This window comes from Micromonospora sp. KC721, assembly GCF_004348355.1.
Lineage (GTDB): Bacteria > Actinomycetota > Actinomycetes > Mycobacteriales > Micromonosporaceae > Micromonospora.
Window position 1 is genome coordinate 1 of sequence record NZ_SMJY01000068.1, and the last position, 26,171, is coordinate 26,171.

Annotated in this window: 16 protein-coding genes and 1 pseudogene; 11 read left to right on the forward strand and 6 right to left on the reverse strand. The window is 68.4% G+C overall.

Annotation, left to right across the window (positions count from 1 at the left end; genetic code table 11):
• Positions 1-134: 134 nt before the first annotated feature.
• The gene (locus tag E1182_RS14085) at positions 135-821 is read right to left on the reverse strand and encodes a hypothetical protein (RefSeq protein WP_132264979.1); all 687 of its coding nucleotides are present in this window, start codon (positions 819-821) and stop codon (positions 135-137) included.
• Positions 822-2,129: 1,308 nt separating this feature from the next.
• Between E1182_RS14085 and E1182_RS14090 the strand changes: the two genes are divergently transcribed.
• The 3 genes from E1182_RS14090 (at position 2,130) to E1182_RS14100 (ending at position 9,289) form a co-directional block, all read left to right on the forward strand.
• Complete coding sequence (locus tag E1182_RS14090) at positions 2,130-5,672, forward strand: ThuA domain-containing protein (RefSeq protein ID WP_132264981.1); 3,543 nt, start codon at positions 2,130-2,132, stop codon at positions 5,670-5,672.
• 163 nt (positions 5,673-5,835) lie between these two features.
• The gene (locus tag E1182_RS14095) at positions 5,836-6,735 is read left to right on the forward strand and encodes a UvrD-helicase domain-containing protein (RefSeq protein ID WP_243706210.1); all 900 of its coding nucleotides are present in this window, start codon (positions 5,836-5,838) and stop codon (positions 6,733-6,735) included.
• 1,159 nt (positions 6,736-7,894) lie between these two features.
• Positions 7,895-9,289: a glycoside hydrolase family 68 protein gene (locus E1182_RS14100; protein ID WP_207921398.1), complete on the forward strand. Its 1,395-nt coding sequence runs from the start codon at positions 7,895-7,897 to the stop codon at positions 9,287-9,289.
• A 66-nt stretch (positions 9,290-9,355) separates the two neighbouring features.
• Here the strand turns inward: E1182_RS14100 and E1182_RS14105 are convergent, their stop codons facing one another.
• Positions 9,356-10,393: a LacI family DNA-binding transcriptional regulator gene (locus tag E1182_RS14105; RefSeq protein ID WP_132264983.1), complete on the reverse strand. Its 1,038-nt coding sequence runs from the start codon at positions 10,391-10,393 to the stop codon at positions 9,356-9,358.
• Positions 10,394-10,651: 258 nt separating this feature from the next.
• On the opposite strand from E1182_RS14105, the gene E1182_RS14110 reads away from it, so the two are divergent.
• Positions 10,652-13,192, forward strand: a complete 2,541-nt coding sequence (locus tag E1182_RS14110; RefSeq protein ID WP_132264985.1) for a glycoside hydrolase family 32 protein — start codon at positions 10,652-10,654, stop codon at positions 13,190-13,192.
• Positions 13,193-13,293: 101 nt separating this feature from the next.
• Here the strand turns inward: E1182_RS14110 and E1182_RS14115 are convergent, their stop codons facing one another.
• Positions 13,294-14,367 carry a uroporphyrinogen-III synthase gene (locus E1182_RS14115; RefSeq protein WP_165942609.1) on the reverse strand — a complete coding sequence of 358 codons (1,074 nt, stop codon included), beginning with the start codon at positions 14,365-14,367 and terminating at the stop codon, positions 13,294-13,296.
• 261 nt (positions 14,368-14,628) lie between these two features.
• On the opposite strand from E1182_RS14115, the gene E1182_RS14120 reads away from it, so the two are divergent.
• The 3 genes from E1182_RS14120 (at position 14,629) to E1182_RS14130 (ending at position 17,662) form a co-directional block, all read left to right on the forward strand.
• Positions 14,629-15,873 (forward strand): CmpA/NrtA family ABC transporter substrate-binding protein, encoded by a 1,245-nt coding sequence (locus tag E1182_RS14120; RefSeq protein WP_132264989.1) that lies wholly within the window; start codon positions 14,629-14,631, stop codon positions 15,871-15,873.
• Positions 15,874-15,935: 62 nt separating this feature from the next.
• Positions 15,936-16,859, forward strand: coding sequence for a nitrate ABC transporter permease (gene ntrB, locus E1182_RS14125; protein ID WP_243706211.1), 924 nt, complete (start codon positions 15,936-15,938; stop codon positions 16,857-16,859).
• Positions 16,856-17,662: an ABC transporter ATP-binding protein gene (locus E1182_RS14130; protein ID WP_132264991.1), complete on the forward strand. Its 807-nt coding sequence runs from the start codon at positions 16,856-16,858 to the stop codon at positions 17,660-17,662. Before ntrB ends, E1182_RS14130 begins: the two co-directional genes overlap by 4 nt.
• 262 nt (positions 17,663-17,924) lie before the next feature.
• On the opposite strand, the gene E1182_RS14135 is transcribed toward E1182_RS14130, so the two are convergent.
• Positions 17,925-18,506: a hypothetical protein gene (locus E1182_RS14135; protein ID WP_132264993.1), complete on the reverse strand. Its 582-nt coding sequence runs from the start codon at positions 18,504-18,506 to the stop codon at positions 17,925-17,927.
• 374 nt (positions 18,507-18,880) lie between these two features.
• Between E1182_RS14135 and E1182_RS14140 the strand changes: the two genes are divergently transcribed.
• A complete protein-coding gene (locus E1182_RS14140) occupies positions 18,881-19,057 on the forward strand; it encodes a hypothetical protein (RefSeq protein ID WP_207921399.1) in 177 nt (58 codons plus the stop codon).
• Positions 19,058-19,287: 230 nt separating this feature from the next.
• A complete protein-coding gene (locus tag E1182_RS14145; protein ID WP_132264995.1) occupies positions 19,288-20,691 on the forward strand; it encodes a family 43 glycosylhydrolase in 1,404 nt (467 codons plus the stop codon).
• A 54-nt stretch (positions 20,692-20,745) separates the two neighbouring features.
• Here E1182_RS14145 and E1182_RS14150 read toward each other — a convergent pair.
• A pseudogene (locus E1182_RS14150) lies at positions 20,746-21,690 on the reverse strand (zinc-binding dehydrogenase).
• Positions 21,691-21,957: 267 nt separating this feature from the next.
• Between E1182_RS14150 and E1182_RS14155 the strand changes: the two are divergent.
• Positions 21,958-23,460: an MFS transporter gene (locus tag E1182_RS14155; RefSeq protein ID WP_132264997.1), complete on the forward strand. Its 1,503-nt coding sequence runs from the start codon at positions 21,958-21,960 to the stop codon at positions 23,458-23,460.
• A 157-nt stretch (positions 23,461-23,617) separates the two neighbouring features.
• Positions 23,618-24,628: a PrsW family intramembrane metalloprotease gene (locus E1182_RS14160; RefSeq protein WP_243706212.1), complete on the forward strand. Its 1,011-nt coding sequence runs from the start codon at positions 23,618-23,620 to the stop codon at positions 24,626-24,628.
• A gap of 144 nt (positions 24,629-24,772) precedes the next feature.
• Here the strand turns inward: E1182_RS14160 and E1182_RS14165 are convergent.
• Positions 24,773-26,171: CHASE3 domain-containing protein (locus E1182_RS14165; protein WP_132264999.1), on the reverse strand; the 1,399-nt coding region annotated here is incomplete at its 5' end.

The window sequence follows — 26,171 nt, forward strand, 5'->3', positions numbered from 1 at the left end:
CATCTGCTCCGCCCGGTGCAACCGACGGATCTCCGCCCAGTCCTCCACGCTCAGCACCTCCCGATGCTTCCGGAGGGGGTCAAAATTCAGCCGGAACCACGGGGTCAGTTTTCAGGCGGAGCCGACAGCGTCAGTCATGGCCACGACGTCGGGGGTGGGCCGAATGCGCGACGAGCGGCCCGCACAGCCAGAGTGGCGAGGGCAGCGTTGGCGCCACCACCGATCACCGCGCCGATCCCGAACGGTGCCGCTCGACCGAGAACGATGATCCCCTGCTTGGTCCCGTACTTCGTGATGAAGTTCCTTCCCAAGATCTTGTTGATCTGACGCAACGTCTCGAGAGGCACCTTGGCGACAACCTGACGCCCCCAGTGTTGCCCCGTACGCTCGGCGACCTTGGTTATGGTGGCCGAGCCGGACCCGCCGAGCATGATTCCCATCACGAGCGTTCGGCGACGCTCAACTTCGTCGATGGGAACTGCGTGGACTTCGGCAATCGAGAGGGCGAAAAGGGCGCTCAGCTCAAGAGACGAGAGAGCCTCGCCGGCCGACAGTGCCAGTGCGACTCCGGTGCCGACGCCGGGCGCCGCGGCTGCTCCTCCAACGGCGGCACCCGTCCCGGTCAAGGCGCTGACGTACATCCGCTTCAGATTGCGGATCACCTGTGCCGGTGTCGCCTCTGGGTTCCGCTGGCGAGCCCGGGCGATGTTCTTGCGCACCAGTGGGCCCTGGATGTCGATTGCCTTATTCAGGAGGTCGAGGACTCGCTGCCCACGTACGTCTGCCTCCGGAACCGGTCCGTCGTGGGCGTCTGGGGCCATGCCTTGAACTCCTTGAGTCGTCACGTCCCGACTGAGTCTGCACTCGGCCAGCCGAGCAGACCTTGCGCCAGATCCTGGAATGCCGTTGGCTGGCGAGTTCGTCGATTCACACGCTTGCGAGGTGGGCGGTTCGAACAACGTCTACCCGGGTCGTAGGCGACCAGGTTACGCCGTGGCAGACGGGCACTGCCAGGTCTGGAACTATGTCCACTCCGTACGCAAGCTGCGGGGCACTTCGCTATGTCCACGCGCTCCACCAGCGGAATCTGCGTGTCACACCGGACCGGGTGACGGCCGCGAAGCCGTCACCGGCGCCGGCGCAGCACTACGGCCGGGTCGGGCCCGCCGTAGGCATGGTTTTCGGTGTCACGGTCGTTGATGGCTGACGGTGCCGTGTCGGCAGGTTCGACCTCCTGAGGGGCTCTCGTCGCCAGGTGGAGGAATCCGGCAGCGTGTCGCACGTCGAAAAGATCACTACAGAGCTGCGTACGCTGGCCGCCGGGGTGGAACGCAACGCCACGATCCGGTCCGCGGTGCTTTTCAGCGCGTAGCCGCCGATCCCGGTCTGGCTGTGGAACACCGCGTGGAACGAGTTGTTGGCGCCGTGCCTGTGCCCCAGACGGTCCGTTCCGGCCCTGGTCGGTACAGCACCAGGTGGTCCAGCATCCCGGTGCGGTCGTAGGCGAGCGCCAGGGAGCTGGTCCCGGGGCGACGCCAGGTCGTATCCGCCGATTCCGGTGGTGGCGGTCGTCGGGCGCGTCGAGGCAGCTACCCTGCCCGGCGGGGTTCAGGTTGAAAAACGGTTCATTACCGGGCGCCAAAAATTGTTATTCACAATGGCTGTCGAAAGTCGGTCCATTGAAAAGCTGGCTTCCGCATGCGCGCAAAATCGGGCTTTTGTGCACGTGTCTACGGTCCCCTCTTGATGGGCCGGAAACAATCTGGCAACCTTTCAAACATCGATGGGGAGCGCTCCCACATATCGATGCGCGGCGTTACAGATGGTGCCTCCCGCTTTTCGCCTCGACACCCTGGTCACCCACCCAACGCTCGGATCCAGCACGCGCAACCGCCCCAACCTCGTAGCGCGGGCCAGCACCGCACCCGTTCGCCAGATGAGTGTTGCGGGCGCATGGCCGGTACCGGCGCCTCGACCATCCATGAGAGAAGGGCCCACAATACTCGACATTCCAGACACTGGCTCCCGTTTCATTAACCAGTGCATCTGCTCCACGGTGATTCACCCCAGGCGCGGCCTTCGGTGCAGGTCCGTTTGCGCGTCGTACGACAGGAAGTGAGCAGCCGATCATGTTTCGAAGATTGGCCTTCTGCCTAGCCATCATCGTGGCGGCGGTAGGCTTCACCACCGTGCCCGCAAGCGCAGCTGCGGACTTCAATGTTTTGATCTTCAGTAAGACGGCCGGTTTCCGGCACGACTCGATTCCGGCCGGCATCACCGCGATCAAGCAGCTCGGCGCGCAGAACAACTTCACCGTCGAGACCACCGAGGACGCCGCCCAGTTCACCGCCGCGAACCTGGCCCGGTTCCAGGCGGTCGTCTGGTTGTCCACCACCGGGGACGTGCTCAACGCCAGCCAGCAGGCGGCGTTCGAGGCCTACGTCCGCGGCGGCGGCGGGTACGTGGGCATCCACGCGGCATCTGACACGGAGTACGACTGGCCGTGGTACGGCAACCTTGTTGGCGCGTACTTCGCCAGCCATCCGGCCAACCAGAACGCGACCGTGCGGATCGAGGACACCTCCCATCCATCGACGGCCGGGCTGCCGACGGCGTGGTCCCGGTTCGACGAGTGGTACAACTACCGGACGAACCCGCGTTCGCAGGTCCACGTGCTGGCCAGTTTGGACGAGAGCACGTATACCGGCGGCTCGATGGGGGGTGACCACCCGATCGCGTGGTGCCGGGGCTACGACGGTGGCCGCTCGTGGTACACCGGCATGGGCCACACGAACGAGAGCTACAGCGAGGCGAACTTCCGTACGCACCTGCTGGGCGGTGTCCGGTACGCGGCGCAGGGGACCGGCAACTGCTCGACCGGTCCGCCGCCGCAGGCCGGCTACCGCATGGTGAACCTGGCCAAGGGCGTCGCAGAGGTCGGCGAGCCGATGGGTCTGACGGTGCTGCCCAACCGGGGCGTGCTGCACACCTCGCGGGACGGCACCATCCGCTACACCGACCCGGCCGGCAACACCAAGGTGGCGCTGACCATCCCGGTGTACACGCACGACGAGGAGGGGCTGCAGAGCATCAAGGTGGACCCGAACTTCGCCACCAACCGGTGGGTGTATGTGTACTACTCGCCGCGGCTGTCCACCCCGTCCGGCGACGCGCCGTCGACCGGCACGGCGGCGCAGTTCGCCCCGTTCAACGGCGTTAACCGGCTGTCCCGCTTTACGGTGAACACCGACTTCACGCTGAGCGCGTCGTCGGAGGTGACGGTCCTGGAGGTGCCGACCAGTCGTGGCATGTGCTGCCACGTCGGCGGCGACATCGACTTCGACGCGGCTGGCAACCTCTACCTGACCACAGGGGACGACACCAACCCGTTCGACTCCAGCGGCTACACGCCGATCGACGAGCGGCCCAACCGCAACCCGGCCTACGACGCGCAGCGCAGCTCCGGCAACAGCAACGACCTGCGGGGCAAGATACTGCGGATCCGGCCGAGCTCCGGCGGTGGGTACACGATCCCGGCCGGCAACATGTTCGCGCCGGGTACGGCCAAGACCAAGCCCGAGATCTACGCGATGGGTTTCCGCAACCCGTTCCGGATGTCCGTGGACAAGGCGACCGGCATTGTGTATCTCGGTGAGTACGGGCCGGATGCCGGCAGCAGCAACCCCAACCGTGGGCCGGCCAACCATGTAGCGTTCGAGCGGATCACCCAGCCCGGCTTCTACGGCTGGCCGTACTGCTCGAGCTACAACACGCCGTACATCGACTACACCTTCCCGTCCGGTCCTTCGGGTGCCCCGTTCAACTGCACCGGCGGGCCGGTGAACAACTCTCCCCACAACACCGGCATCACCCAGCTGCCCCCCTCGCAGCGGGCGTGGCTGCCGTACGGCGGTGAGCAGAATCCGCCGGCGCTGGGCAGTGGTGGCCTGTCACCGATGGGCGGCGTGGTGTACAACTACAGCGCCTCGCTCGCCTCCGACGTGAAGTTCCCGGCGTCGATGAACGGCAAGGTGTTCCTCGGCGAGTTCGGCCGGCGGTGGATCAAGACGGCCACGGTCACCAGCTCCGGTGGGGTGGGCACGATCGAGGCCTTCCCGGCGTACACCGGTACCCAGGTGATGGATCATGAGTTCGGGCCGGACGGCGCGCTGTACGTGCTCGACTACGGCACGGGCTGGGGAAGTGGTGACGCAAGCTCGGCGGTGTACCGGATCGAGTACAACTCCGGCGGTGGCCGGTCGCCGACCGCGTCCGTCTCGGCCAACCCGACGAGCGGGAGCGCGCCGCTGACCGTGCGGTTCAGCTCGGCCGGCTCGGGCGACCCGGACGGCGACCCGATCACCTACGCGTGGGACTTCACCACCGACGGCACCACCGACTCGACGGCCGCCAACCCGTCGTTCACCTACACGGCCAACGGCGAGTTCACGGCCACGCTCACGGTGCGCGACAGCACCGGCCGCAGCTCGACGGCGAGCTTGGTGATCGGGGTGGGCCGGCCGACGGTCGTCCTCAACCTGCCGCTGAACGGCAGGCTGTTCAACCCTGGTGACGCCATCCCGTTCGATGTCACGGTCACCGACGCGAACGCACCGACCGTCGACTGTAACCGCGTGAGGGTCAAGTACACCCTTGCGCACGACAGCCACGGTCACGACATATCCAGCGCCGTTGGTTGCTCGGGCACGCTGCAGACCACGGCGGACGGTGAGCACGACACCAACGCGAACATCTTCGGCGTGCTGACCGCCGAGTACACGCCGGCCGGCTCGACCACGCCGGTGACCTCGCCGCAGGTGGTCATGCAGCCGCGGACCCGGCAGGCCGAGCACTACAGCGCCCAGCAGGGCACCACCACGGTGGCGAAGCCGTCGGCCAACGGCGGCAACGCGGTGGGGTACATCGAAAACGGCGACTGGATCTCGTTCACGCCGTACAACCTGAGCGGGGCCACGTCCTTCACCGCGCGGGTCGCCTCCGGCGGCTCGGGCGGGACCCTCTCCCTGCGTACCGGTTCGGCCACCGGGCCGGTAATCGGCTCGGCCACGGTTTCGCCGACCGGCGGCTGGGAGACCTGGACCAACGTCACCGGCACGGTCGACGCACCGGCCGGTACACAGAACCTGTTCCTGGTCTTCACCGGCGGCTCGGGCTACCTCTTCGACGTCGACGCGTTCACCTTCAGCGGTACGCCACCACCTACCACGCCACCACCTACCACGCCACCACCTACCACGCCGCCGCCGACGACTCCGCCACCTACCACTCCGCCGCCTACCACTCCGCCGCCGACGACTCCGCCACCTACCACTCCGCCGCCCTCGACGCCACCGCCCTCGACCCCGCCGCCCGGTGGATGTACGGCGGCGTACTCGGTGACGAACCAATGGTCCGGTGGCTTCCAGGCCGAGGTGCGGATCACCGCCGGCTCCACCTCGATCAGCGGCTGGACAGTCACCTGGACGTTCACCAACGGCCAGGCCATCAGCCAGTCCTGGAGCGCCACGGTCACGTCGAGCGGCCCCAACGTGACCGCGCGGAACGTCGACTACAACGGATCGGTCGGCGCCGGCGCCAGTACGGCGTTCGGGTTCATCGGCTCGGGGAGTGGTGCGTCCGGCGTATCTTCGCTCACCTGCACCGCCACTTGATCCACAAGCGGCGCGGCACCAGTATGGTGCCGCGCCGCTCCGAGATTGCCGCACCCTTTCCGGAAATTGTTGACAGTGCGGCTCGCGCCAGGGCTCGGCGTGAAGCAGCACACTGCGGGCGGTGCGGCCGAGGCGCCGGGCACCTCGCACCGCTACCAGAGCGATGGATCACCTTCTCCTCGCGTTTTCGGTCTGTGTGGTTCCGGCACGTGATCCTCGCCCAGAACGTGCAGAGCCGCGAGGAGTACCGCGCGGCCAGCCGGCGGGGGGAGATGGTCGGCGCTCGGCCCGAGGCAACGCGACCGGCTGTGGGACGCCGTGGACATGTTCCGCAAGGAACTGTCGGCCGCTGGCACCGCCACCCACCTGCAGATCTGCGCGGGCGGCGCAACTGCTCGCCGGCACCGACCACGGGTACGACCACGTCGTGGTCGATGAGGCACAGGACCTGCATCCCGCACAGTGGCGGGTGCTCCGGGCCGCGGTGGTGCCCGGCCCGGACGACCTGTTCATCACCGGCGATCCGCACCAGCGGATCTACGACTCTCGGGTCTCGCTCAACGCGCTCGGCATCTCCGTCACCGGGCGTAGTAGCCGGCTGCGGGTCAACTACCGCAGCACCGAGGAAATCCTCTCCTGGTCCACCGGAGTACTTGTCGGGGTCGCGGATCGAGGACCTCGACGGCGACGGCGAGGAGAGCCTCGCCGGCTACCGGTCGTTGCTGCATGGCAAGCGACCGCATGTCGCGGGGCACCGACAGGGCAAGCCGAGGTGGCCGCGCTCGTGGAGCGGGTGGGAGAATGGCTGCGGCAGGGCGTCAGGTCAAGCGAGATCGCGGTGTGCGCCCGATTCAACATGACACTGAGCACGGTACGCGACGAGTTGGCCGACGCCGGGATTCCTCGGTCCACGTCCGGGACCAGTCCAGCGGGGAGGTCGACGGAGTGCGAGTCGCCGCCCTGCACGCAGGTCGTCAGCCATGTGCTGCGAGGACCTCCGCCAGCCGTCCCAGAAACGCGCGGATGCTCTCCTCGCTGTGGGGTGCCTCGACCTGGTCGTTGAGGGTCCCGAGTAGCGCAACGCTTGGTTGAGTGCGTCCAGGGTTCCGGCTCGGCCATCCGGGTAGAGCCCGCCGACGACTCCGTCGGCGACCCTGGTGACGACGTCATCGTCGAGGGTCCGGTCGAACTGGATCCCGTAGAGAACCCCGTTGACGTGGCCCTTCCAGTTCTCCGTGCCCATGCTTCGCTGTCTCTCCTAGAAGATCCGAGTGCCGTCCCAACTGTGGATCGGGACGTTGCCGAGGCGGTTGCGCTCGAACTCGGCGCCGAGGTTGGCCAGGTGGCCGGTTTCGGGATGGTAGTGGCCGCCGTCCTCCATCCGACGCGGCGCGCCGCCTGGCGGGAGTTACGGCGGCGCAGGCTTGCGCCGAGTTATGGCATCGAAAACGACGGAAGCGGCACACATTCCCTCATCGACGATCCGCAAGCGCTTCGAGTGCCCGGGGGCGTACGTGGTCCTGCCCGAGCCGGCGAGCCGGCACATAGGAGCTCGACTGTCGGACGCCGGTCTTCTGATGTGTCTGTCGCGCGCAGCGCCTCGGTTGAATTGCCGACGGAAAGGGCCCGGCCACGGCCGGATCCCCTGAGCGCAGCCAGGTCCGCACTACGCGCCGTCGTGACGCAATTCCATACCGTAATTTTTTCGGTGTCCGAGCGCGGCGTGCGGCAACTCGCCGGCACCGTCACTGTATCGATAAAATCTAATGTTTGTCCAGAGTGGAGGCCTCCATCCCGAGGACTTCTGGCTGCTCGCGGGGCAACTTCTGAATCATGCATCGAGGCGCTGATTGAAATTTGCACATTGTGAAGACCGTGAAATGACCTGTCCGCTCCTTCGCTGTTTACTTGGCTCACCGCCCGGTAGTACTCTCCGATCGGCAGATTATTCCAATGCCTCGATATGACGAGGGTGTTGAGAGGGGTGTCAATGCCGAGGCGTGGAACAGAGGCATACGCAGCCTGACGTCAACCGGTTCCGAAGTAGAAATCCGGAATGCACAGTAGGCATTCCGGATCGTACGTCCTGCGCACGGGGAAGCGCTTGGTAAAGCGCGTTTTTGGGAAGCCGTTTTCTTTAGTGACATCGGCTTGCCTTTTGAAGGTTGGTTCCGTCGCGAATTCGGGGTAAGCGCATCAGTTCCGTACGTAGGGAGGCACAGGTGCAGATCAACGTCAGAAGCTGGAGGAGACCCCTGGGCGCGTTCGTCGCGACCCTGCTCGTCGCAGCGGCGGCCGTCGTACCGACAGGGGCCTCGGCCGCCCCCTCCGAGGCGGTCATGGCGACGGCCTCCACACAGGCCAGCTACGCCCCTCAGGACGACTTCACCGCGACCTGGAAGCGCGCCGACGCGTTGAAGGTCCGGTCGAACACCACCAACACGAGCCCGCTCATTCCAGCCAACTTCCCGGTCATGACCGACAAGGTGTGGATCTGGGATACCTGGCCGTTGACGAACCTGTCGACCAACGTGGTGACCTACAAGGGTTGGCACGTGATCTTCTCGCTGACCGCGCCCCGGAACATCTTCTTCGGTGACCGGCACTGGCAGGCGCGTATCGGCTTCTTCTACTCCCGCGACGGGAAGTCGTGGAAGTATGGCGGCCACATGTTCCCGGCGGACACCTCGCTCGGTTCACGTGAGTGGGCCGGCTCGACGATTCTGCGTGACGGCAACGAGGTGCAGACCTTCTACACCGCCTCCGGCCGCGACAACGGCGGCATCGACCCCAACGACGCCCTGCAACGCCTCGCCACGGCGACTGGGCGGATCCACGCCGACGACCGCGGTGTGTGGTTCACCGGATTCCGTAATCACAAGATCATCGCCGAGGCGGACGGGCGCTTCTACCAAACGCTCGAACAGTCTCAGGCCGGCCCGATCATCTACGCCTTCCGTGACCCGTTCGCCTTCCGCAACCCCGACGACGACCGCACGTACATCCTTTTCGAGGGCAACACCGGTGGCGTGGCCGGCGAGTACCAGTGCCAGCAGCGGGACCTGGGGAAGCTGCCACCCGGGCACACGGTACCGGCAGAGGCGCGTTACTACACCGGCAACATCGGACTCATGGAGGCGACCCGCAGCGACCTGCGCAGCTGGCGGCTGCTTCCGCCGATCCTGTCGGCGAACTGCGTCAACCAGCAGACCGAGCGCCCGCACCTGGTCTTCCGCAACGGCAAGGTGTATCTGTTCACGATCAGCCACACGTTCACCTTCGCCCCGGGTCTGACCGGACCTGACGGCGTCTACGGGTTCGTCGGCGAGTCGCTGCGCAGCAACTACCGACCGCTCAACGCCAGCGCTCTGGTCCTGGGCAACCCCCCGGAGCAGCGCCTGCAGCAGTACTCGCACTATGTGATGCCGAACCTGTTGGTGGAGAGCTTCATCGATACGATCTTCACCCAGCCCGGCGAGCAGGCTCCCGTCTACGGTGGAACCCTCGCGCCGACGCTGCGCCTGGACATCCGTGGCAACCGCACCTACGTCGTCGAGGAACTCGACTACGGCTACATTCCGGCCACTCAGCAGACGCGACGACAGCAGGTGGGATAGCCCTGATGAAGCGGTAGGCACCAGCCTGGCAGGGACCGTGACCGCCACGGTCCCTGCCAGCCCATCTCACGACGGCGGTGGCCGCAGCTCGCCCGACCCGCGACGGACGAGCTCGGCCGGGACGACCGCGTGTACCGCCGGCGACCGATCCCCCTCGATGCGGGAGAGCACCAGGTCCGCGGCGGTGCGCCCGATCAGGGGTACGTCCTGGCGTACGACGGTGATCGCTGGGTCCAGCATGTCGGCCAACGGGAAGTCGTCGAAGCCGATCAGCGCGACGCGGTGTTGCCAGCCTCGAGCGAGCAGCACGCGCATCGCCCCTACCGTGATGAGGTTCTGCGCCGTGAATATCGCCGTGGGGGGACTGGTCAGGTCGAGCAGGCCGGCGACGGCGCGCTCTGCCGCGTCGACGCCCTTGAGATCCGTGCACACCGATTCGTCGCGCCATCTCAACCCGGCCTGGGCCAGCCCCTCAAGGTAACCGATGCGGCGCTCCTGGCTGGTCCAGACGGTTTCCCGGCCGCCGAGAAAGGCGATGTGCCGATGCCCGTACGCGGCGAGTTGCAGAACCGCCTGTCGGGAGCTTTCTCGATTCGTGGTGGTGACGCTGTCGGTGTCACTGAAGGTGGGCGGGCGGTCCACCAGCACCATCGGGGTACCGCGCGACCGTTCGTGCTGCAGGTCGTCCTGCTGCCCGCTGGCGGCCATGACGACGATGCCATCCACCCGTCGCCCGGCCAGGGACTCGAGTTGTTCCCGTTGCAGGTCGATGTCGTCTTCCGCGCTGCTGGCAAGCACGAGTACCCGGTCGCGTCGGGCCCGCTCCTCGACGGCGCGCAACAGCGCGGCGTCGAAGGGATTGGACAGGTCCTCGACGAGGACGCCCAGGGTCGCGCTCCGCCGGTCGGAGCGGCGGAGGCTGCTCGCGCTCAGGTTCGGCCGGTACCCGAGACTCTGGGCCGCGGCCCGCACGCGCTCGACCACGTCGGCGCCGGCGCCGCCCTGATCGTTGATGACCCGGGAAACCGTCTTGATGCTCACTCCGGCCAGCGCGGCGACGTCGCGCATGGTGGGCTCGATGCGCCGCGCGGGAACCTGCGTCATGTCGCCGTTACTCCCGTCAGGTTACGGTTATGTTACAAAGACTTGTCGTGATCGATTACTCGCCCGTAGCGTCAACGTTGTCGTACCGGCATTGCGCAGGTGATGCTCGGCGACGTCTTCGAAACGCCGTCACAGGATACGGTTCGCCAACCCACCGGCTCCGCAGGCGATCCACTGTCCATGCCGGGTACGACAACGTTGTCGCAGGGGCGGTACCCGTGCCGCCCGGTCATGCCGACCCACGATCAGGAGGTCAGGATGTACCACCGACTGGCCACGACGTACGCCGCCGCCGCTCTGAGTGTTGCGGTCATGGCTGGGTTGTCCTCCGCGGCGCCCATCCCCGGGCCGGAGGCCGACGCCCCTGCGACCTTCGCCGAGCCCTACCGTCCGCAATTCCACTTCACGCCCGAGCGCAACTGGTTGAACGACCCGAACGGACTGCTCTACCACGAGGGTGAGTACCACCTGTTCTTCCAGTACAACCCGGACGGCACCGGGTGGGGCAACATCTCGTGGGGCCACGCGGTCAGCACAGACCTCGTGCACTGGCGACAACTGCCGCTGGCCATCGGCCACGACGACGAGGAGATGATCTTTTCTGGCAGCGCGGTCGTCGACCACGCCAACACCTCCGGATTCGGCACCCCGGACGAGCCCGCGATGGTCGCCGTCTACACCAGTGCGGCCAAGACCGGCGGGAGCCAAACGCAATCGCTGGCCTACAGCACCGACCGCGGTCGGACGTGGACCAAGTACGCGAGCAATCCGGTGCTCGACATCGGCTCACGCGAGTTCCGTGACCCGAAGGTGCAGTGGTACGCGCCAACCAAGAGCTGGCTCATGGCCCTGGTCCTGGCCACCGAACGCAAGGTGCGCTTCTACTCCTCAAAGGACCTGAAGTCCTGGACCCATCTCAGTGACTTCGGCCCGGCCGGCGCGGCCGGCGGCGTCTGGGAGTGCCCAGATCTGTTCCCGCTACCGGTGGACGGCAACACCGGCAAGCAGAAGTGGGTGCTGATCGTCAGCCTGAGCCCCGGTGGTATCCAGGGCGGCTCGGCGACCCAGTACTTCGTGGGCGACTTCGACGGCAGGACGTTCACCCCGGACGACGATGGCTCCTACACGCCACCTGCCGGCGCGGTGCTGCAGTCCTTCGAGGCGACGGACTTCGCCGGCTGGACGGCAACCGGCACCGCGTTCGGTCCCGGTCCGTCGGCGGGGGGCTGGCAGAACCAGCACGGCGTCAGCGGTTTCTTCGGCCAGCGCCTGGCCAACAGCTTCCACGGCGGCGACACCCCGACCGGCACCCTGACCTCGCCGCCGTTCACCGCACGCAAGCCGTACCTCAACTTCGTCGTCGGCGGCGGCAGGCACCCGCACAACCCGGATGCGGTCGCGCGATCCTCGACACCTACCGGCACCCTCCTGGCCGACTTCGAGGGCGGCGACTACGGCGACTGGACGGTGGCCGGCCGAGCGTTCGGCGCCGCCCCCGCCACCGGCACGCTGCCCGGCCAACAGCAGGTGTCCGGGTGGCTGGGCAACGGCCTGGTCAACACGTACGTCGAAGGCGACTCGACGGTCGGCACGCTGGCCTCGCCGACCTTCACCATCGACAAGGCGTACCTCAACTTCCTCATCGCCGGCGGCTACCACCCGATGAGCCTCGGCGACCCGACGGCGGTCAACCTCGTCGTCGACGGCAAGGTCGTCCGCACGGCCACCGGCAACGACTCCGAGGCGTTGAACTGGGCCAGCTGGGACGTCCGTGACCTGGCCGGCAAGGCGGCCCAGATCCGGGTCGTCGATGCCAACACCGGCAGTTGGGGCCACATCAACCTCGACCACGTCGTGCTCTCCGACACCCGGGCCAGACCCGTCTCCACCGAAACCTCAGTCAACCTGCTCGTCGGCGGCAAGGTCGTACAGAGTGTCACCGGGCCCAACAGCGGCGTCCTCGACTGGGCCCACTTCGACCTTCGCCCCTATCAAGGCAGGCAGGTCCAGATCCAGCTGGTGGACAACAACACCGGCGGCTGGGGCCACATCATGGCCGACCACTTCGTCGCCGCCGACGCGCCCGCGCGGTCGGTTCTCGAACGCGCGAGCTGGGTCGACCACGGCAAGGACTACTACGCCGCCATCTCCTTCGACAACGTGCCCGACGGCAAGCGGTACATGATCGGCTGGATGAACAACTGGCAGTACGCCGGAATCATCCCCACCTCCACCTGGCGGGGGGCGATGAGCGTGCCGCGCGAGATGGGACTGCGCACCATCGACGGCAAGCTGCGTCTGGTCCAGCAGCCGGTAGCTGGATTGAACCAGCTCCGCCACGGTCCACCGGTCACCGCGCAGAACCGGACGATCCGCGCGGGTTCCGCGTCGCCGATCGGCCGTGGCCGTGCCGTGGAGATCGCGGCAACGTTCTCTCTGGGTGACGCGGAGCGGTTCGGAATCAAGATCCACGCCGGAGCGGGCCAGGAGACGGTCGTCGGTTACGACCGTCGGACCAGACAGGTGTATGTCGACCGGTCCCGGTCCGGCGCCGTCGACTTCAGCCGAGACTTCGCCGGTGTGCATCGCGCACCACTGGAAGCCCAGAACGGCAAGGTGACGCTGCGCATCTTGGCCGACTGGTCCTCGGTGGAGGTTTTCGGCGGCCAGGGTCAGAGCGTGATCACTGATCAGGTGTTTCCCGGCGCGGACGGCGACAGCGTGCAGGTCTTCGCCGAGCGGGGATCCGTGCGGCTGGACGCGCTCCAGCTCTGGCAGCTTCGCTCGTACCGGAACTGATCCTGCTCGGCCGGCTGCGCACCTCAGGGGTGGGCGGCCGGGCCTGCGGGAGTGCTGCTCGGGCGGGCTCGTGGGGTGGTGGTCCGGGCGACGGGTCGCGCTCAGTCCACGATGAGGCGGTAGCCCTGGCCGATCTCGGTGGCCACGAGCCAGCCGTAATCGCCAAGTTCCGCCCGCAGGCGCCATACGGCCTGCTCGCCGCCGAAGCGTCCGCCGCGGTGGGGCACAGGTACGAATCGTTCGATGATGCTGCGGGACAGCGTGTAACCCGGGTAGTCGGCGAGGGTGCGCATGAGCATCGCCGGCCGCGGTCCGAGCCGGATGGTCGTACCGTTGACCAGCACGGCGTCGCCCTGCACGGTGAACCGATGGCCACGGGCCTGGAACTGCCGACGGCGCGACACCAGCACCTCCACGAGGCGTCTGGCGAGTTCGTCAGGGCTGCCATCGGCAGCCCAGGCGACAGGCACCTCCCGGGAGAGAAAGAATTCGGCCGACTCCTCGTGGGTGGTGGCGACCGCGACGTCCGTCGCCAGCGCGCTCAACAGCAGGTTCCCGCGATTGGCCCGGGTCGTGACGTCGACCAGCGCGCGCGGCCCGGCGGCGCTGGCGAACGTGACCGCCTGAACCTCGCGCTGGATGATCATCCGCGCGAGCCGGTTCAGTGCCGCCAGGCCGACCGGGCGAGCCGAGCGACGGGTCGGCACGACCATCACCCCGATGCGGTGTGAGCGGAGTCTGCCCAGCGGTCGGGCCGGCAGCGCGTCGTCGGCCGTCACGGCGACGCGGCGGCTCACCGGGTCGCGGCCGAGCAGCCAGGTCACCGCCTCACCGAGGTCACCGGTCGACGCCACCCAGTGGTTGGTGAATCCGGTGGTCACCAGCGCGGCGCTGACTGACTCGTGCATCGACAGGATCCTCGCCGAGTTGAGCCGGGAACGGAGGGCATCGGCCAGACCCCATGCTGTCGTCGCCGACAGCCATCGCGACCATCCCGCCGCGGTGGTGGCGACGACATGATCGACCGGAGTCCGGATGAGCCGTCCGGTGGCGAGGCGCATCTTCGCGTCCCGTTCGCCGGGCACGGTCCGCAACAGCGGTAGGTCGACGACCGCCGCCCCGTGCTGACGTAGCAGCGCCGCGACCTGCTGTAGGTCGCCGCCGGTGATGGCCACTGTGTATCCTGCCAGCGTTAGGCCAGCCCCGGTCGGCGTCATGCGAGGAGTCTTGGGGTAGTGCGTTACTGATACGTTGCCGGCCTCGCAGGAGATGGTGAGCCCCTTATCCCATCGATGTTCATCCTGGTTTGAGGTCTTCGAACTATCTCCGTGCCGGATTCGTAACCGCGACGCAACAAGGGCCATGTGCACCCCGCCACACGCGGAGTTGATGGCTCAGCAACGCTCGTGATTTCCGGCGGCCCTACGGTCTCGGCCATGACCACCTATCTGCACCGCCGCGGCTTCCTTCGCCTCGCCGGATCTGCTGCCGCCATGGCGGCAACCGGTAGCGCCCTGTCCGCGTGCGCTGTCGACGAAAGCCCCGGCCAACCTGTCGGTGCCGGCATCAATAACCTGCGCAAGGTCAAACTCGGATTCATCGCGCTCACCGACTGCGCGCCATTGATCGCGGCAAAGGAACTCGGTTACTTCGCCGAGCGTGGCCTGGACGTCGAGCTCATCAAGCAGGCGTCGTGGCCGGCGACCCGGGACAACCTCCTGAGCGGTGAGATCGACGGCGGGCATGTGCTGTTCAGCATGCCACTGTCGGTCGCGATGGGCATCGGTGGAAAGGCCGGTACGACCAATCTCAAGATCGCTATGGTGTTGAACAACAATGGCCAGGCCATCACCCTGAAGAAGGCGTACGGTGGTGCCGCCTACGGTGACCTGAGCGCGGCAAAGTCCTTACTCGAAAAGGAGAAGCCCAAGCTGGCGATGACCTTTCCGGGCGGCACCCACGACACGTGGTTGCGCTACTGGCTCAAGGCAACCAAGGCCGACCTCTCCAACATCCAGGTCTCCGCGGTTCCGCCACCGCAGATGGTGTCGAACATGGCCGCCAACAACCAGGACGGATACTGCGTGGGCGAGCCGTGGAACGCGGTGGCGGTCCAGAAGGGCATCGGCTTCACCCACATCACCACCCAGGACATTTGGCAGCACCACCCGGAAAAGGCGCTCGTGGTGGGAGCCAGGCTCACCCAGGACCAGGGCACGCTGGCCGAGGTCATGAAGGCCATTCTCAAGGCGTGCAAGTGGCTGGACGACCTCGCCAACCGCGACAAGCTGGCCGGCATGCTCTCACCGGTGGGCTACGTCAACGCGCCGGCGGCGGACATCAGGGGCCGGCTGCTCGGCCAGTACGACCTTGGTGCCGGCCTCGGCACCAAGACCTACACCGGTGACCAGATGATGTTCTTCCGCGACGGCGAGACGCCCTACCCGCGGCGCTCCCATGTGTACTGGTTTCTGGCCCAGTACCAGCGCTTCGGGCTGGTCAAGGACGCGCCCGACTACGCCAAGCTCGCCGACGAGCTGATCCTGCACGACCTGTACGCGAAGGTCGCCACCGACGAGGGCATCAAGATCCCGGACGACGACATGGCGCCGTTCCACGTCAAGCTGGACAACGTCACGTTCGACCCGAAAAACGTCGAGGACGAGGCCAAGCGGCCATGACACCACGCGACGCAACACCGAGCGCTGTCGCGCCGGCCGTGGAAGATTCCAGTCCCAGCCTGATGTCAACCGCTCCGCCGGCAGGCGCGGGAATCGCCGCGCCGGAGACGTCGACCACCGACATCGAATCGCCGGCCCCGACCGTGGGCGTCGAGGCCAGCGGGCCACGTGGTCGGGCAACGGCCGACTGGCTGCCGGCGCTGGGCAGCCGACTGATCGGCGTCTCGGTGACCACGTTCTGGGCCCTGGTCGGCCTCGCGGTCTTCGTGGCCCTGTGGCAGCTCGCGACCCGCAACTCAGCCACGGTGCCGGGTCCGCTCGACAGCGCCCGGACCCTCGGCGACCTGCTCAGCCGACCGTTTTTCAACACCACCAACGACAAGGGCATCGGCCTGCACCTGTACATCTCGCTGCGGCGGGTGTTCATGGGATTCGGTCTGGCCGCGCTGGTGGGGATCACGCTCGGGTTGGCCATGGGGGCGGCCCGGCCGGTCTGGTCCGCACTCAATCCACTGGTGCAGGTGCTCCGTCCGGTGTCGCCACTGGCCTGGTTCCCGATCTGGCTCTACATCATTCAGGAACCGTCGCAGTCGGCCATCATCGTCATCTTCATCACCACCCTGTGGCCAACACTGATCAACACCGCGGCGGGTGCCGTGGCCATCCCCCATGACCAACGCAACGTGGCGCTGGTCTTCAAGTTCCGGCCGCTGGCGTACCTGTGGCATGTGCTGATTCCCAACGCGCTGCCGTCCATCATCACCGGCCTGCGGCTGTCCATGGGCATTGGCTGGATGGTCATCGTCGCGGTCGAGATGCTTCAGGGCAACTCCGGCGTCGGCTACTTCGTGTGGAACTCGTACAACGCCCTGGAACTCGACAAGGTCGTCGCGGCCATCGTCCTCATCGGTGTGGTCGGGCTCGTCCTCGACACGGTCCTGCTCAGGCTCGCCCGGTGGGTCACTCCTGAGGAGGTACACGGATGAGCATCGACATCAACGGCATCCGCAAATCGTTTCGACGTCGGGGCCACGCGCCGCAGGAGGTGCTGCGCGGCGTCGACCTGACCATCAACACCGGCGAGTTCGTCTCGTTCATCGGCCACTCCGGCTGCGGGAAGTCCACCCTGCTCAACATCGTCGGTGGGCTGGTCAAGGCCGACAGCGGCACGGTGCGCATCGACGGGCAGCCGGTCAGCGGGCCGGGGCCCGACCGCGCGATGGTGTTCCAGAACTATTCGCTGCTGCCGTGGTTGAGCTTGCGGCAGAACGTCCGGGTCGCGGTGCAGGAGTCCCGCCCGGGCTGGAAACGGGCCCGGGTCGACGAGATGGTCGAGCGCTACCTGACCGCGGTGTCGCTGTGGGAGCATCGCAACAAGCGGCCGGGTCAGGTCTCCGGCGGCATGGCCCAGCGGGCGGCGGTGGCCCGGGCGTTCGCGGTTGCGCCCCGGACGCTGCTGCTCGACGAGCCGTTCGGCGCTCTGGACGCGCTGACCCGTTCCCGGTTACAGCAGCAACTCGTCGACCTGTGGGACAGCGAGTCGGAGACCGAGACCGTGTTGATGGTGACGCACGGTCTGGACGAGGCGATCCTGCTCGCCGACCGGATCGTGGTGATGGCGAACCTGCCCCACCCGTCGGTGCGTACCACCATCGACGTACCGATCCCCAGGCCACGCAGCCGTACGACGATCATGCACCACCCCGTCTACGACGGCATCCAGAAGCAACTCGTGGATCTCCTCATCGCGGACAACGACGCGGAGCTCGCCGAGGCTGCGGCGGCCTGAGCGCAACGACGACACCTACCGCCGGATCGTGCAGGCTCGCGCGATCACTCCGTGAGCGCACCGAGGTCAGTACTGCCATCAGGGCGGCGTGGGTAGGTGGGCGGCGCGCTGCTCCCAGCCGCCGTGGTGCTGCGGTGGGCTCGCCCCCCGGCGAGCCCACCGCTCAGCGGCGACGATCCGAGCGATCCCCAGTCGAAACAGCCCCTCGCGTAGCTGCTGCGGCCGCAACGGCCCCATCAGCCGGGACCGGTAGCCGGCAGGGTCAGAGCCCGGCTGCCGCGTCGTACCGGCGGCGTAGGTCGACCATCTCCGAGTCGGCCAGCGCCTCCTTGAGCGCCAGTTGTGCGTACCTGTCCGGGAACATCTGCCGCAGCCGGTCGACGTACATGACGTCGGCGGTGGCCTCGACCACCTGGATGCCGGGTGGCTCGGTGGACATGTCCATGATGAGCGGACCGGCCAGCTTGACCGCCACGTCCCAGGGGTGTTCTTTCTCGGCGATCCCGCAGAGGTGGAAGCCGTAGACCGTCCGCACGTCGGCGATCTTGCTGGCCTCGGCCGGCTCGTAGCCGTAGACGTGGACCCCGCAGATCACCCGGGGCTTCGCCGTTTCGGTGGCCGCCTGCTGGGCCTGGTGCCCGGCGTGGTTGTGGTGGGCCGGGTCCGTCTGTTCGAGGACAGTACGCATCCGGTTCATGATCTGCCCCCGTAGATCCGCCGGCTCCGCCGCGGAGTCGGTGGAGTTGACCAGTGCGACCGTGCCGGCCGACACCACCAGCATGATCTCCACCATCCACACGAAGCGGTTTCGGTACCACTGCGCGAAACTCTCTCGGGAAACCATGATCGCTTCTCACCTCGTCACCGGTTCGGGTGCGTCGGCAGACCGCATCGGACGCCTGCGGCGCGTCAGGCGTCGAACAATCGGCCGTCGCGGGGATGCGTACGGCGGGGGGACACCGGCCCGGGGCGGTGTGTTCGTCGTGGCGGTGGCCGGGCGCAGCCGAGGTGGCGACGCGCAAGCGTCTGCCAAGCGGTGCGCCGGCGATGATGCGAGGCTCCCGTGCTGGCCGTTCCCAGCGCGGTTGCCCCCGCGCTGCGGCGATGTGAGCCATTCCAACACGCCTGGACCGGTGCCGGCAATATCGATGGTCCTCGACATCGCTCCGGCTTTTCGCCCTGCCGCAGGACCTTGTTCCGTCGTACGAGGTGATGTATGTGCTCTTCATTCGGCCGGACGTGGCCGCGGTCAAGGTGCGCCAGCGGTACTTCTCCCCGTTGGGCGAGCAGGTGACCGAATTGGGCGAGGGCACGCCGATGTACGTGCTGTCCAAGGAAAACGGTCAGTGGCGACTGACCGCCAACCAGAACACGCCGGTGGCGACCGGCGCATGAAGCTGGCGCGTGACCAGAAGATCCCTGCTTGACGCCCTCAGTGTGGGCGTTAACACTCTCGTTACGCGGTCTTCACCTGCCTCGGCGTGGCAAGCCCGGGGTGTGGTGCGCGTGGGCGGGCCACCTCGTGCCGGAACGGCCTTGCCCGCAGTGGCAGCAGCAACCGGTAGAGCGGCGGAACCGCCCAGGGGGCAAGGGAGAGCCACATGCGCAGACGTACCCTCCTCACGATGCCTGTCCTGGGTGGGGCCGCGAGCCTGCTGGTGCCGGGCCGAGCGCAGGCCGCGCCCGCGGTCACGTACACCAACTCACTGATCGCCCGTCGCGCCGACCCATGGATCCACAAGCACACCGACGGCCACTACTACTTCACCGCGACCGCGCCCGAGTACGACCGGATCGTGCTGCGCCGGGCGACCACCCTGCAGGGGCTGGCCAGCGCCGCCGAGACGGTCGTCTGGCGCAGGCACGCGAGTGGCGAGATGGGCGCGCACATCTGGGCACCGGAGCTGCACTTCATCGGCGGTAGGTGGTACATCTACTTCGCCGCGGGCCGCACCGACGACATCTGGCGGATCCGCCCGTACGTGCTGGAGAACACCAGCGCCAACCCGTTGACCGGCACCTGGGTCGAGCGGGGGCGGATCGCGTTGCCGCTGGACACCTTTTCGCTGGACGCCACCACGTTCGTCCACAACGGAACCCGCTACCTCTCCTGGGCGCAGAACGACCCGGCGGTCGGCAGCGGCACCAACCTCTACCTGGCGCCGATGAGCAACCCGTGGACGATCTCCGCGACGCCGGTCCGGATCGCCGTGCCGACCCACTCCTGGGAGACCATCGGTCACCGGGTCAACGAGGGACCGGCGGTGATCATCCGTAACGGCCGGGTGTTCATGACCTTCTCGGCCAGCGCGACGGACGCCAACTACTGCATGGGGCTGCTGACCGCCGCCACGTCGAGCAACCTGATGAACCCGGCGTCGTGGACGAAGAGCGCCCAGCCGGTCTTCCGGAGCAACGATGCCACCAGCCAGTACGGGCCGGGCCACAACTCGTTCACCGTCTCCGAGGACGGGCAGAGCGACATTCTCGTCTACCACGACCGCAGCTACAAGAACATCACCGGCGACCCGCTCAACGACCCGAACCGGCGTACCCGGATCCAGAAGTTCTACTGGAACGCCGACGGCACACCGAACTTCGGCTTCCCGGTCGCCGACGGGGTGACGCCGTACCGGCTCAGGTCACACAACGTTGCGGACCGGTACATCCGGCACTGGGAGTTTCGTGGGCGCATCGACGCGAACGTGACCGCCCTCGCCGACTCGCAGTTCCGGATCGTGACCGGGCTCGCCGGCAGCGGCACCGTGTCGCTGGAGTCGACCAGCAACCCCGGCTACTACCTGCGGCACAAGAACTACGAGATCTGGGTCGAGAGAAACGACGGCAGCACCCTGTTCCGCAACGACGCGAGCTTCTTCCGCCGCGCCGGCCTGGCCGACTCCACCGGCGTGAGCTTCGAGGCGTCCAACGTCGCCGGCCGTTACCTCCGGCACTACGACTACCTGCTGTACGTGCAGGTGCCGAGCACCGCCACCGACCGCGCCGACGCCACCTTCCACCTGGAGTAGCCCGTCGCCCACCTGCGGTAGCCCGCCGCCGCCCGACAACCGGCTGCGGTGGAGCTACCGTTCCACCACCAATAGGGACTTGCCCACCGTGGCGCGCTCCGCCAGCGCCCGGTGGGCGTCGGCGGCCTGCTCCAGCGGATAGGTGGCACCGATCGCCGGTCGTAGTCGTCCCTGCGCGGCCCGCCGCAGTGCCAGATCCAGCAGTTCGCGTACCCGCTCCTGGCTCGGGGGACCGTCCACCAACGGGGTGATGACCCGGATGCCACGGCGTCCGGCCCGCTCCGGGTCGGGCGTGGCGAAGCCGTCGGCGGTGCCGTAGGTGACGAACCGGCCGCCGTCGGCCACCGCCTCCAGGGCGGCCGTGCCGAGGGAGCCGCCCGCGCCGTCGTAGACCAGTGCCGCCCCGCCACCGGTCGCCTCCCGTACCCGTGCGATCCAGTCCGGCCGGGCGTAGTCGACGGTGACCTCCGCGCCCAGCTCGCGGGCCAGCGCGAGCTTGGCGTCGCGGCGGCCACGACCCGGGCGCCGGCGTCGACGGCCAACTGCACCAGCAGCGATCCGGCGCCGCCGGCCGCGGCCGACACCAGCACCATTCCCCCTCTTCGGTGCTCCGAGCTGGTCCAGGCTGAGCGCGGTCACGCCGTCGTGCAGCAGCGCCGCCGCAACCTCGGTGGCCACCCCGTCGGGCACTGGCATGATCTCCCCGAGGTTGGCGACGACCCGCTCGGCGTAGCAGGTGTCGGTCCGGACGACCACGCGCCGGCCGACCCATGCCGGGTCAACCCCCTCGCCGGTCTCCCGTACCACCCCCGCTCCGCCACCGCCGGGCACGTACGGCAGTGTCCGTGGGAAGAAGTCCTGGCCCCAGCCGGCACGCAGCAGGGTGTCGAGGAAGATGACGTCCGCCACAGCCATGGTGACGACGACCTGGCCGGGACCGGGTGCCGGATCCGGCAGGTTCACGTAGGACAACACCTCTGGGCCGCCGAACCTGGCCACCTGGAGACAGCACGCATGAGAAGCACCTTTCGCGGGAGAAGCAGCGTCGCCGACCAAGTCTTCAACCTCAAGTTTGGTTGAAGTCAACGGACGTGCCCACGCACCGATCCGGCTGGCGGCAACTCCCGGTTACCGCTGGCAGGTAGCGGAGTTGGGGGCTGGCTCCGAGGGCGGCGACGCCGAACGGAGCGACGGTGGCCGGTGCGGGCCCGCCGGGTCCCGCCGGCGCGCCGACCGCGCAGCGCAGCGCCCAGAAGGAGCCGCACCATGACCAGCACAGCGACCGCCTCCGGAGCGGTCCGAAGCACGATTCCGGCCCGACTGGACCGACTTGCCTGGAGCCCGTTCCATACCCGGTTGGTGCTCGCCCTCGGCGTGGCGTGGGTGCTGGACGGGTTGGAGATCACCATCGCCAGTTCCGTCGGCGCCGTGCTCGGGCAGGCCGACACGTTGGCCATGTCCGCGACCGCGGTGGGCGCCGTGGCGACGGTCTACCTCGTCGGCCAGGTCTTCGGTGCCCTGTTCTTCGGGCGACTCGCCGACCGGCTCGGCCGCCGCAACCTGTTCATGGTGACGCTCGCCGTGTACCTCGGCGGCAGCGGCCTGACCGCGCTGACCCTGGGCCACGGTACCGGTGCCGTCGTGTACCTGCTGCTCACCCGGTTCGTGGCGGGTGCCGGCATCGGTGGGGAGTACGCCGCCATCAACTCGGCCATCGACGAGATGATCCCGGCCCCGTACCGCGGGCGGATCGACATCGGCGTCAACGGAACCTACTGGGCCGGGGCGATCCTCGGCACGCTCGGCGCGCTGTTCTTCCTGCACACGCTGCCTCCGGCGCTGGGGTGGCGGCTCGGCTTCCTGCTCGGACCCGTCCTCGCCGTCGTCGTGCTGTACGTGCGGCGCAACCTCCCGGAGAGCCCTCGCTGGCTGCTCATGCACGGCCGCGCCGCGGAGGCGGAGCGGGTGATCGCGCTCGTCGAGGCGCAGAGCCACCAGAGCGGGCGAGCGTTGCGGCCGGTGGACGACAGCGACGCGATCGAGATCCGGCCGGTGCGCGGCGGTTACCGCACGCTGCTGCGGGTCCTCTTCGTGGACCACTGGCGGCGGTCGGTGCTGGGTGCCAGCTTGATGATCACCCAGTCGTTCCTGTACAACGCGATCTTCTTCACGTACGTCCTGGTGCTCACCCGGTTCTACGGGGTCAGCGCGGACAACGCACCCCTCTACCTGATCGGCTTCGCGCTCGGTAACCTGCTCGGTCCGTTGACCATCGGCAGACTGTTCGACACCGTCGGGCGCAAACCGATGATCTCCGGCACCTACATCCTCTCCGGCGTCCTGCTGGCGGTCACCGCGTACCTGTTCGACCAGGGCGTTCTCACCGCGGCCACCCAGACCATCGCGTGGTGCGTCATCTTCTTCTTCGCCTCGGCGGGTGCCAGCGCCGCCTACCTGACCGTCAGCGAGATCTTCCCGCTCGAGGTGCGGGCCCAGGCGATCGCGGTGTTCTTCGCCATCGCACAGTGCTTCGGCGCCATCGGCCCGGTGCTGTACGGCCACCTGATCGGGGCCGGCACCAACCCGTCCCGGCTGTTCGTCGGCTACCTCATCGGCGGGGCCGTCATGGTGGCCGGCGGCATCGTCGAGATCGTCTTCGGGGTTCGCGCCGAACGCCGACCGCTGGAATCCGTGGCACTGCCCCTGTCCGCCGTCGCCGGCAAGGCCCCGCGCCGGGCGGGCGACATCGCCACCGGGTTCTCGTCGTGATCAGAGGAGGCGGGCGACGGTCGGCGGTTACGGCTAGCCGGTACCGAGGGATCCCGGTTGGCGGCGATGGCAGGGGCCGGTCCCGGTGACACGCTCGCTTGGTGAGAACTGGGCAGCCGCCGGGCCCCGCCCGGCGGTGGCACGGAGGGAGCAGGAGATGACAATGGTGTCGCCGGCGGCCGTCGAGCCGAGCATCAACCCCGGCCGCGGCGCGGTCCCCCGCCCGGGCCCGGGCATCGGTACGCAGCGGCGAGCCCGTGGTCGGCTGCCGAGTTGGGCGCGCGTCTTCCTGACTGGTCTGGTGTTGTGGGTGGTGGCGGTGCCGGTCACCTTCGCCACCGGCAACGTCAACCTGATCCCGACGATCATTCTGTTGGGCAGTTTCCTCGTCCCGGTCACGTTCGTGGTGTACGCCTTCGGTCGTGCCGACGGGGTGGTGACGGCGCAGCGTGTCTTCGTCGCGTTCCTCTGCGGTGGCGTACTCGGTGTGCTGGGCGCCTCGATCCTGGAGGCGGCGCTGCTGCGGCAACCGTCCGGGCTCGGCTACGTCGGCGTCGGTCTGATCGAGGAGGCGGTCAAGCTCGGTGCGCTGTGGCTGCTGGCCCGGCACCTGCCCCGGTACACCGCCCGGGACGGCATGGTGCTCGGCGCCTCGGTGGGGCTGGGATTCGCCGCGCTGGAGAGCGCCGGCTACGCCTTCACCGCCCTGTTCGCCGCGCCGGGCAGCCTGTCGCTGCTCAACGTGGTGGAGACCGAGGCGCTGCGGGGGGTCCTGGCACCGTTCGGGCACGGGCTGTGGACGGCGATCCTGGGCGGCGCCCTGTTCGCGACCGCGGCACGGTCGCGCCACGGCCGGCCGAGGCTGCGCGCCTCGCTGGTCGGCTGGTACCTGCTGATGGCCCTGCTGCACATGTTCTGGGACGCCTCCAGCGGGATCGCGGTGCTCCTGACCCTGCTGCTCACCGGCACGCCCACGCAGTTGACGCTGATCTCGCTCGGTGCGGCACCCCGGGTGACCGCCGCTCAGGTGGACACGTACACCGTGATCAGTTGGGCGTTGCTCGCGGTGGACGCCGCGGTCGGGGTGCTGATCCTGGTGGCACGCTGGCGCGCGACGGCCTCGCCGGCTCCCGCGGCGGTCACCCCGCACCCGGCGGCGCGGTGGTGAGACGCGCCGTGCCCCCGCGCCGGTCCCGGCGAACCCGGCCGGCGCACCGGCCGACAACCGAGCCGCCCGGGCTGCTTCGGCAGCCCGGGCGGCGGCGTCTGTCCCAAGCGGCACCGACCGCCCGGGCGACGGGCCGACGGGGAACTACCTTTCGGTGGCGGGTAGGTCGACGACCAGCGCGGTGCCCGACCCGACCGGGCTGGTCACCGACAGGGTGCCGCCCAGCGCGTGCACCCGGTCGGCCAGCCCGACCAGCCCCGACCCCCGACCGGGGTCGGCGCCCCCCGTACCGTCGTCGCGCACCGACAGGTGCAGCCGACCGGCGGTGAGCCGGGCCTCGACCTCGACGACGGAGGCATCGGCGTGCTTGGCGGCGTTGGCGAGCGCCTCGGAGACGACGTAGTACGCCCCGACCTCGACCTGCTCGGGCAGCCGCGCCGGCACGTCGACGGCCAGGTCGACCGGGACCGCCGAGCGCCGGGCGAGCGCCCTGAGCGCCGGCCGCAGGCCGCCCTCCGACAGGATCGCCGGGTGGATGCCGCGGGACAGCTCCCGCAGCTCTTCGAGGGCGTCGGACAGCCCGTCGACCGCCCGGGACAACTGCTTTCTCAGCTCCGGCGAGCCGGGCGGAACGGCGGCCTCGGCGGCGCGCAGCGCCAGGATCAGCGACACCAGCCGCTGCTGGGTGCCGTCGTGCAGGTCGCGTTCGATGCGGCGCCGCGCCTGGTCGCCCGCGGCCACGACCCGCGCCCGGGACGCGGCGAGCGCGTCACGGCCCTGTTCCAGCGAGCCCGCCATCGCGTTGAAGGAGCGCTGCAACACGCCGACCTCGCCGACTCCCCGCTCGGGTAGGCGACTGCCCAGGTCGCCGGCGGCCAACCGGCCCGCGGCGGCGGCCACCTGACGGACCGGCGCGACGATGACCCGGTGCAGGTAGCCGGCGAACACGACGACGAACAACACCGAGCCGGCCAGGCCGGCGACCGCGGCGAACACGGCCCGGTTGGCCGCCGCCTCGGAGCCGTCCTGCCGCGCCTCGGCGAGGCGGCGTTCGGTGGCCAGGAACTGGTCGAACTCCGCCCGCAGGACGTCGACGCGCCGCCTGCCCTCCTCGACCTCCGGCAGGGTCCGCACCGCGGAGCGGTCCCGTCGTGCCTGCGCGACCAGGGGTACCGAGTAGTCGCGCAGGTACGCGTCGCCTTCCGCCGCGATCCGCTCGGCCCTGGCCTGCTGCTCCGGGTTGTCGGCGACGAGCTGTTCGAGGGTGCGGGCCTCGTCGTCGAACGAGGCACCGGCCGCCTCCCATGGCTGCAGCAACTCCTCCCGGCCGGTGAGCAGGTATCCGCGCTGGCCCGTCTCCATGTCGACGACGAGCCGCTCCAGGTGGTTGGCCGTCACCAGCACCTCCTGCGCCCGCAGGGCGCGGCGGTCGTCGGCGCGTAGCTGCGTGACCGAGGTCAGCAGGACGGCGAACGCGCTGCCGACCACCAGCGCCAGCAGGCCGCTGGCCACCACCGTGCGCCCCGTCAGCCCGCCCCACACG

Bases quoted from the DNA above. Each gene is read 5' to 3' on its own strand.
- E1182_RS14160 (WP_243706212.1), top strand. From the start codon at position 23,618: ATGACAATGGTGTCGCCGGCGGCCGTCGAGCCGAGCATCAACCCCGGC.
- ntrB (WP_243706211.1), top strand. From the start codon at position 15,936: ATGTCAACCGCTCCGCCGGCAGGCGCGGGAATCGCCGCGCCGGAGACG.
- E1182_RS14145 (WP_132264995.1), top strand. From the start codon at position 19,288: ATGCCTGTCCTGGGTGGGGCCGCGAGCCTGCTGGTGCCGGGCCGAGCG.
- E1182_RS14095 (WP_243706210.1), top strand. From the start codon at position 5,836: ATGGATCACCTTCTCCTCGCGTTTTCGGTCTGTGTGGTTCCGGCACGT.
- E1182_RS14085 (WP_132264979.1), bottom strand. From the start codon at position 821: ATGGCCCCAGACGCCCACGACGGACCGGTTCCGGAGGCAGACGTACGT.
- E1182_RS14110 (WP_132264985.1), top strand. From the start codon at position 10,652: ATGTACCACCGACTGGCCACGACGTACGCCGCCGCCGCTCTGAGTGTT.
- E1182_RS14130 (WP_132264991.1), top strand. From the start codon at position 16,856: ATGAGCATCGACATCAACGGCATCCGCAAATCGTTTCGACGTCGGGGC.
- E1182_RS14105 (WP_132264983.1), bottom strand. From the start codon at position 10,393: ATGACGCAGGTTCCCGCGCGGCGCATCGAGCCCACCATGCGCGACGTC.
- E1182_RS14120 (WP_132264989.1), top strand. From the start codon at position 14,629: ATGACCACCTATCTGCACCGCCGCGGCTTCCTTCGCCTCGCCGGATCT.
- E1182_RS14090 (WP_132264981.1), top strand. From the start codon at position 2,130: ATGTTTCGAAGATTGGCCTTCTGCCTAGCCATCATCGTGGCGGCGGTA.
- E1182_RS14155 (WP_132264997.1), top strand. From the start codon at position 21,958: ATGACCAGCACAGCGACCGCCTCCGGAGCGGTCCGAAGCACGATTCCG.
- E1182_RS14135 (WP_132264993.1), bottom strand. From the start codon at position 18,506: ATGGTTTCCCGAGAGAGTTTCGCGCAGTGGTACCGAAACCGCTTCGTG.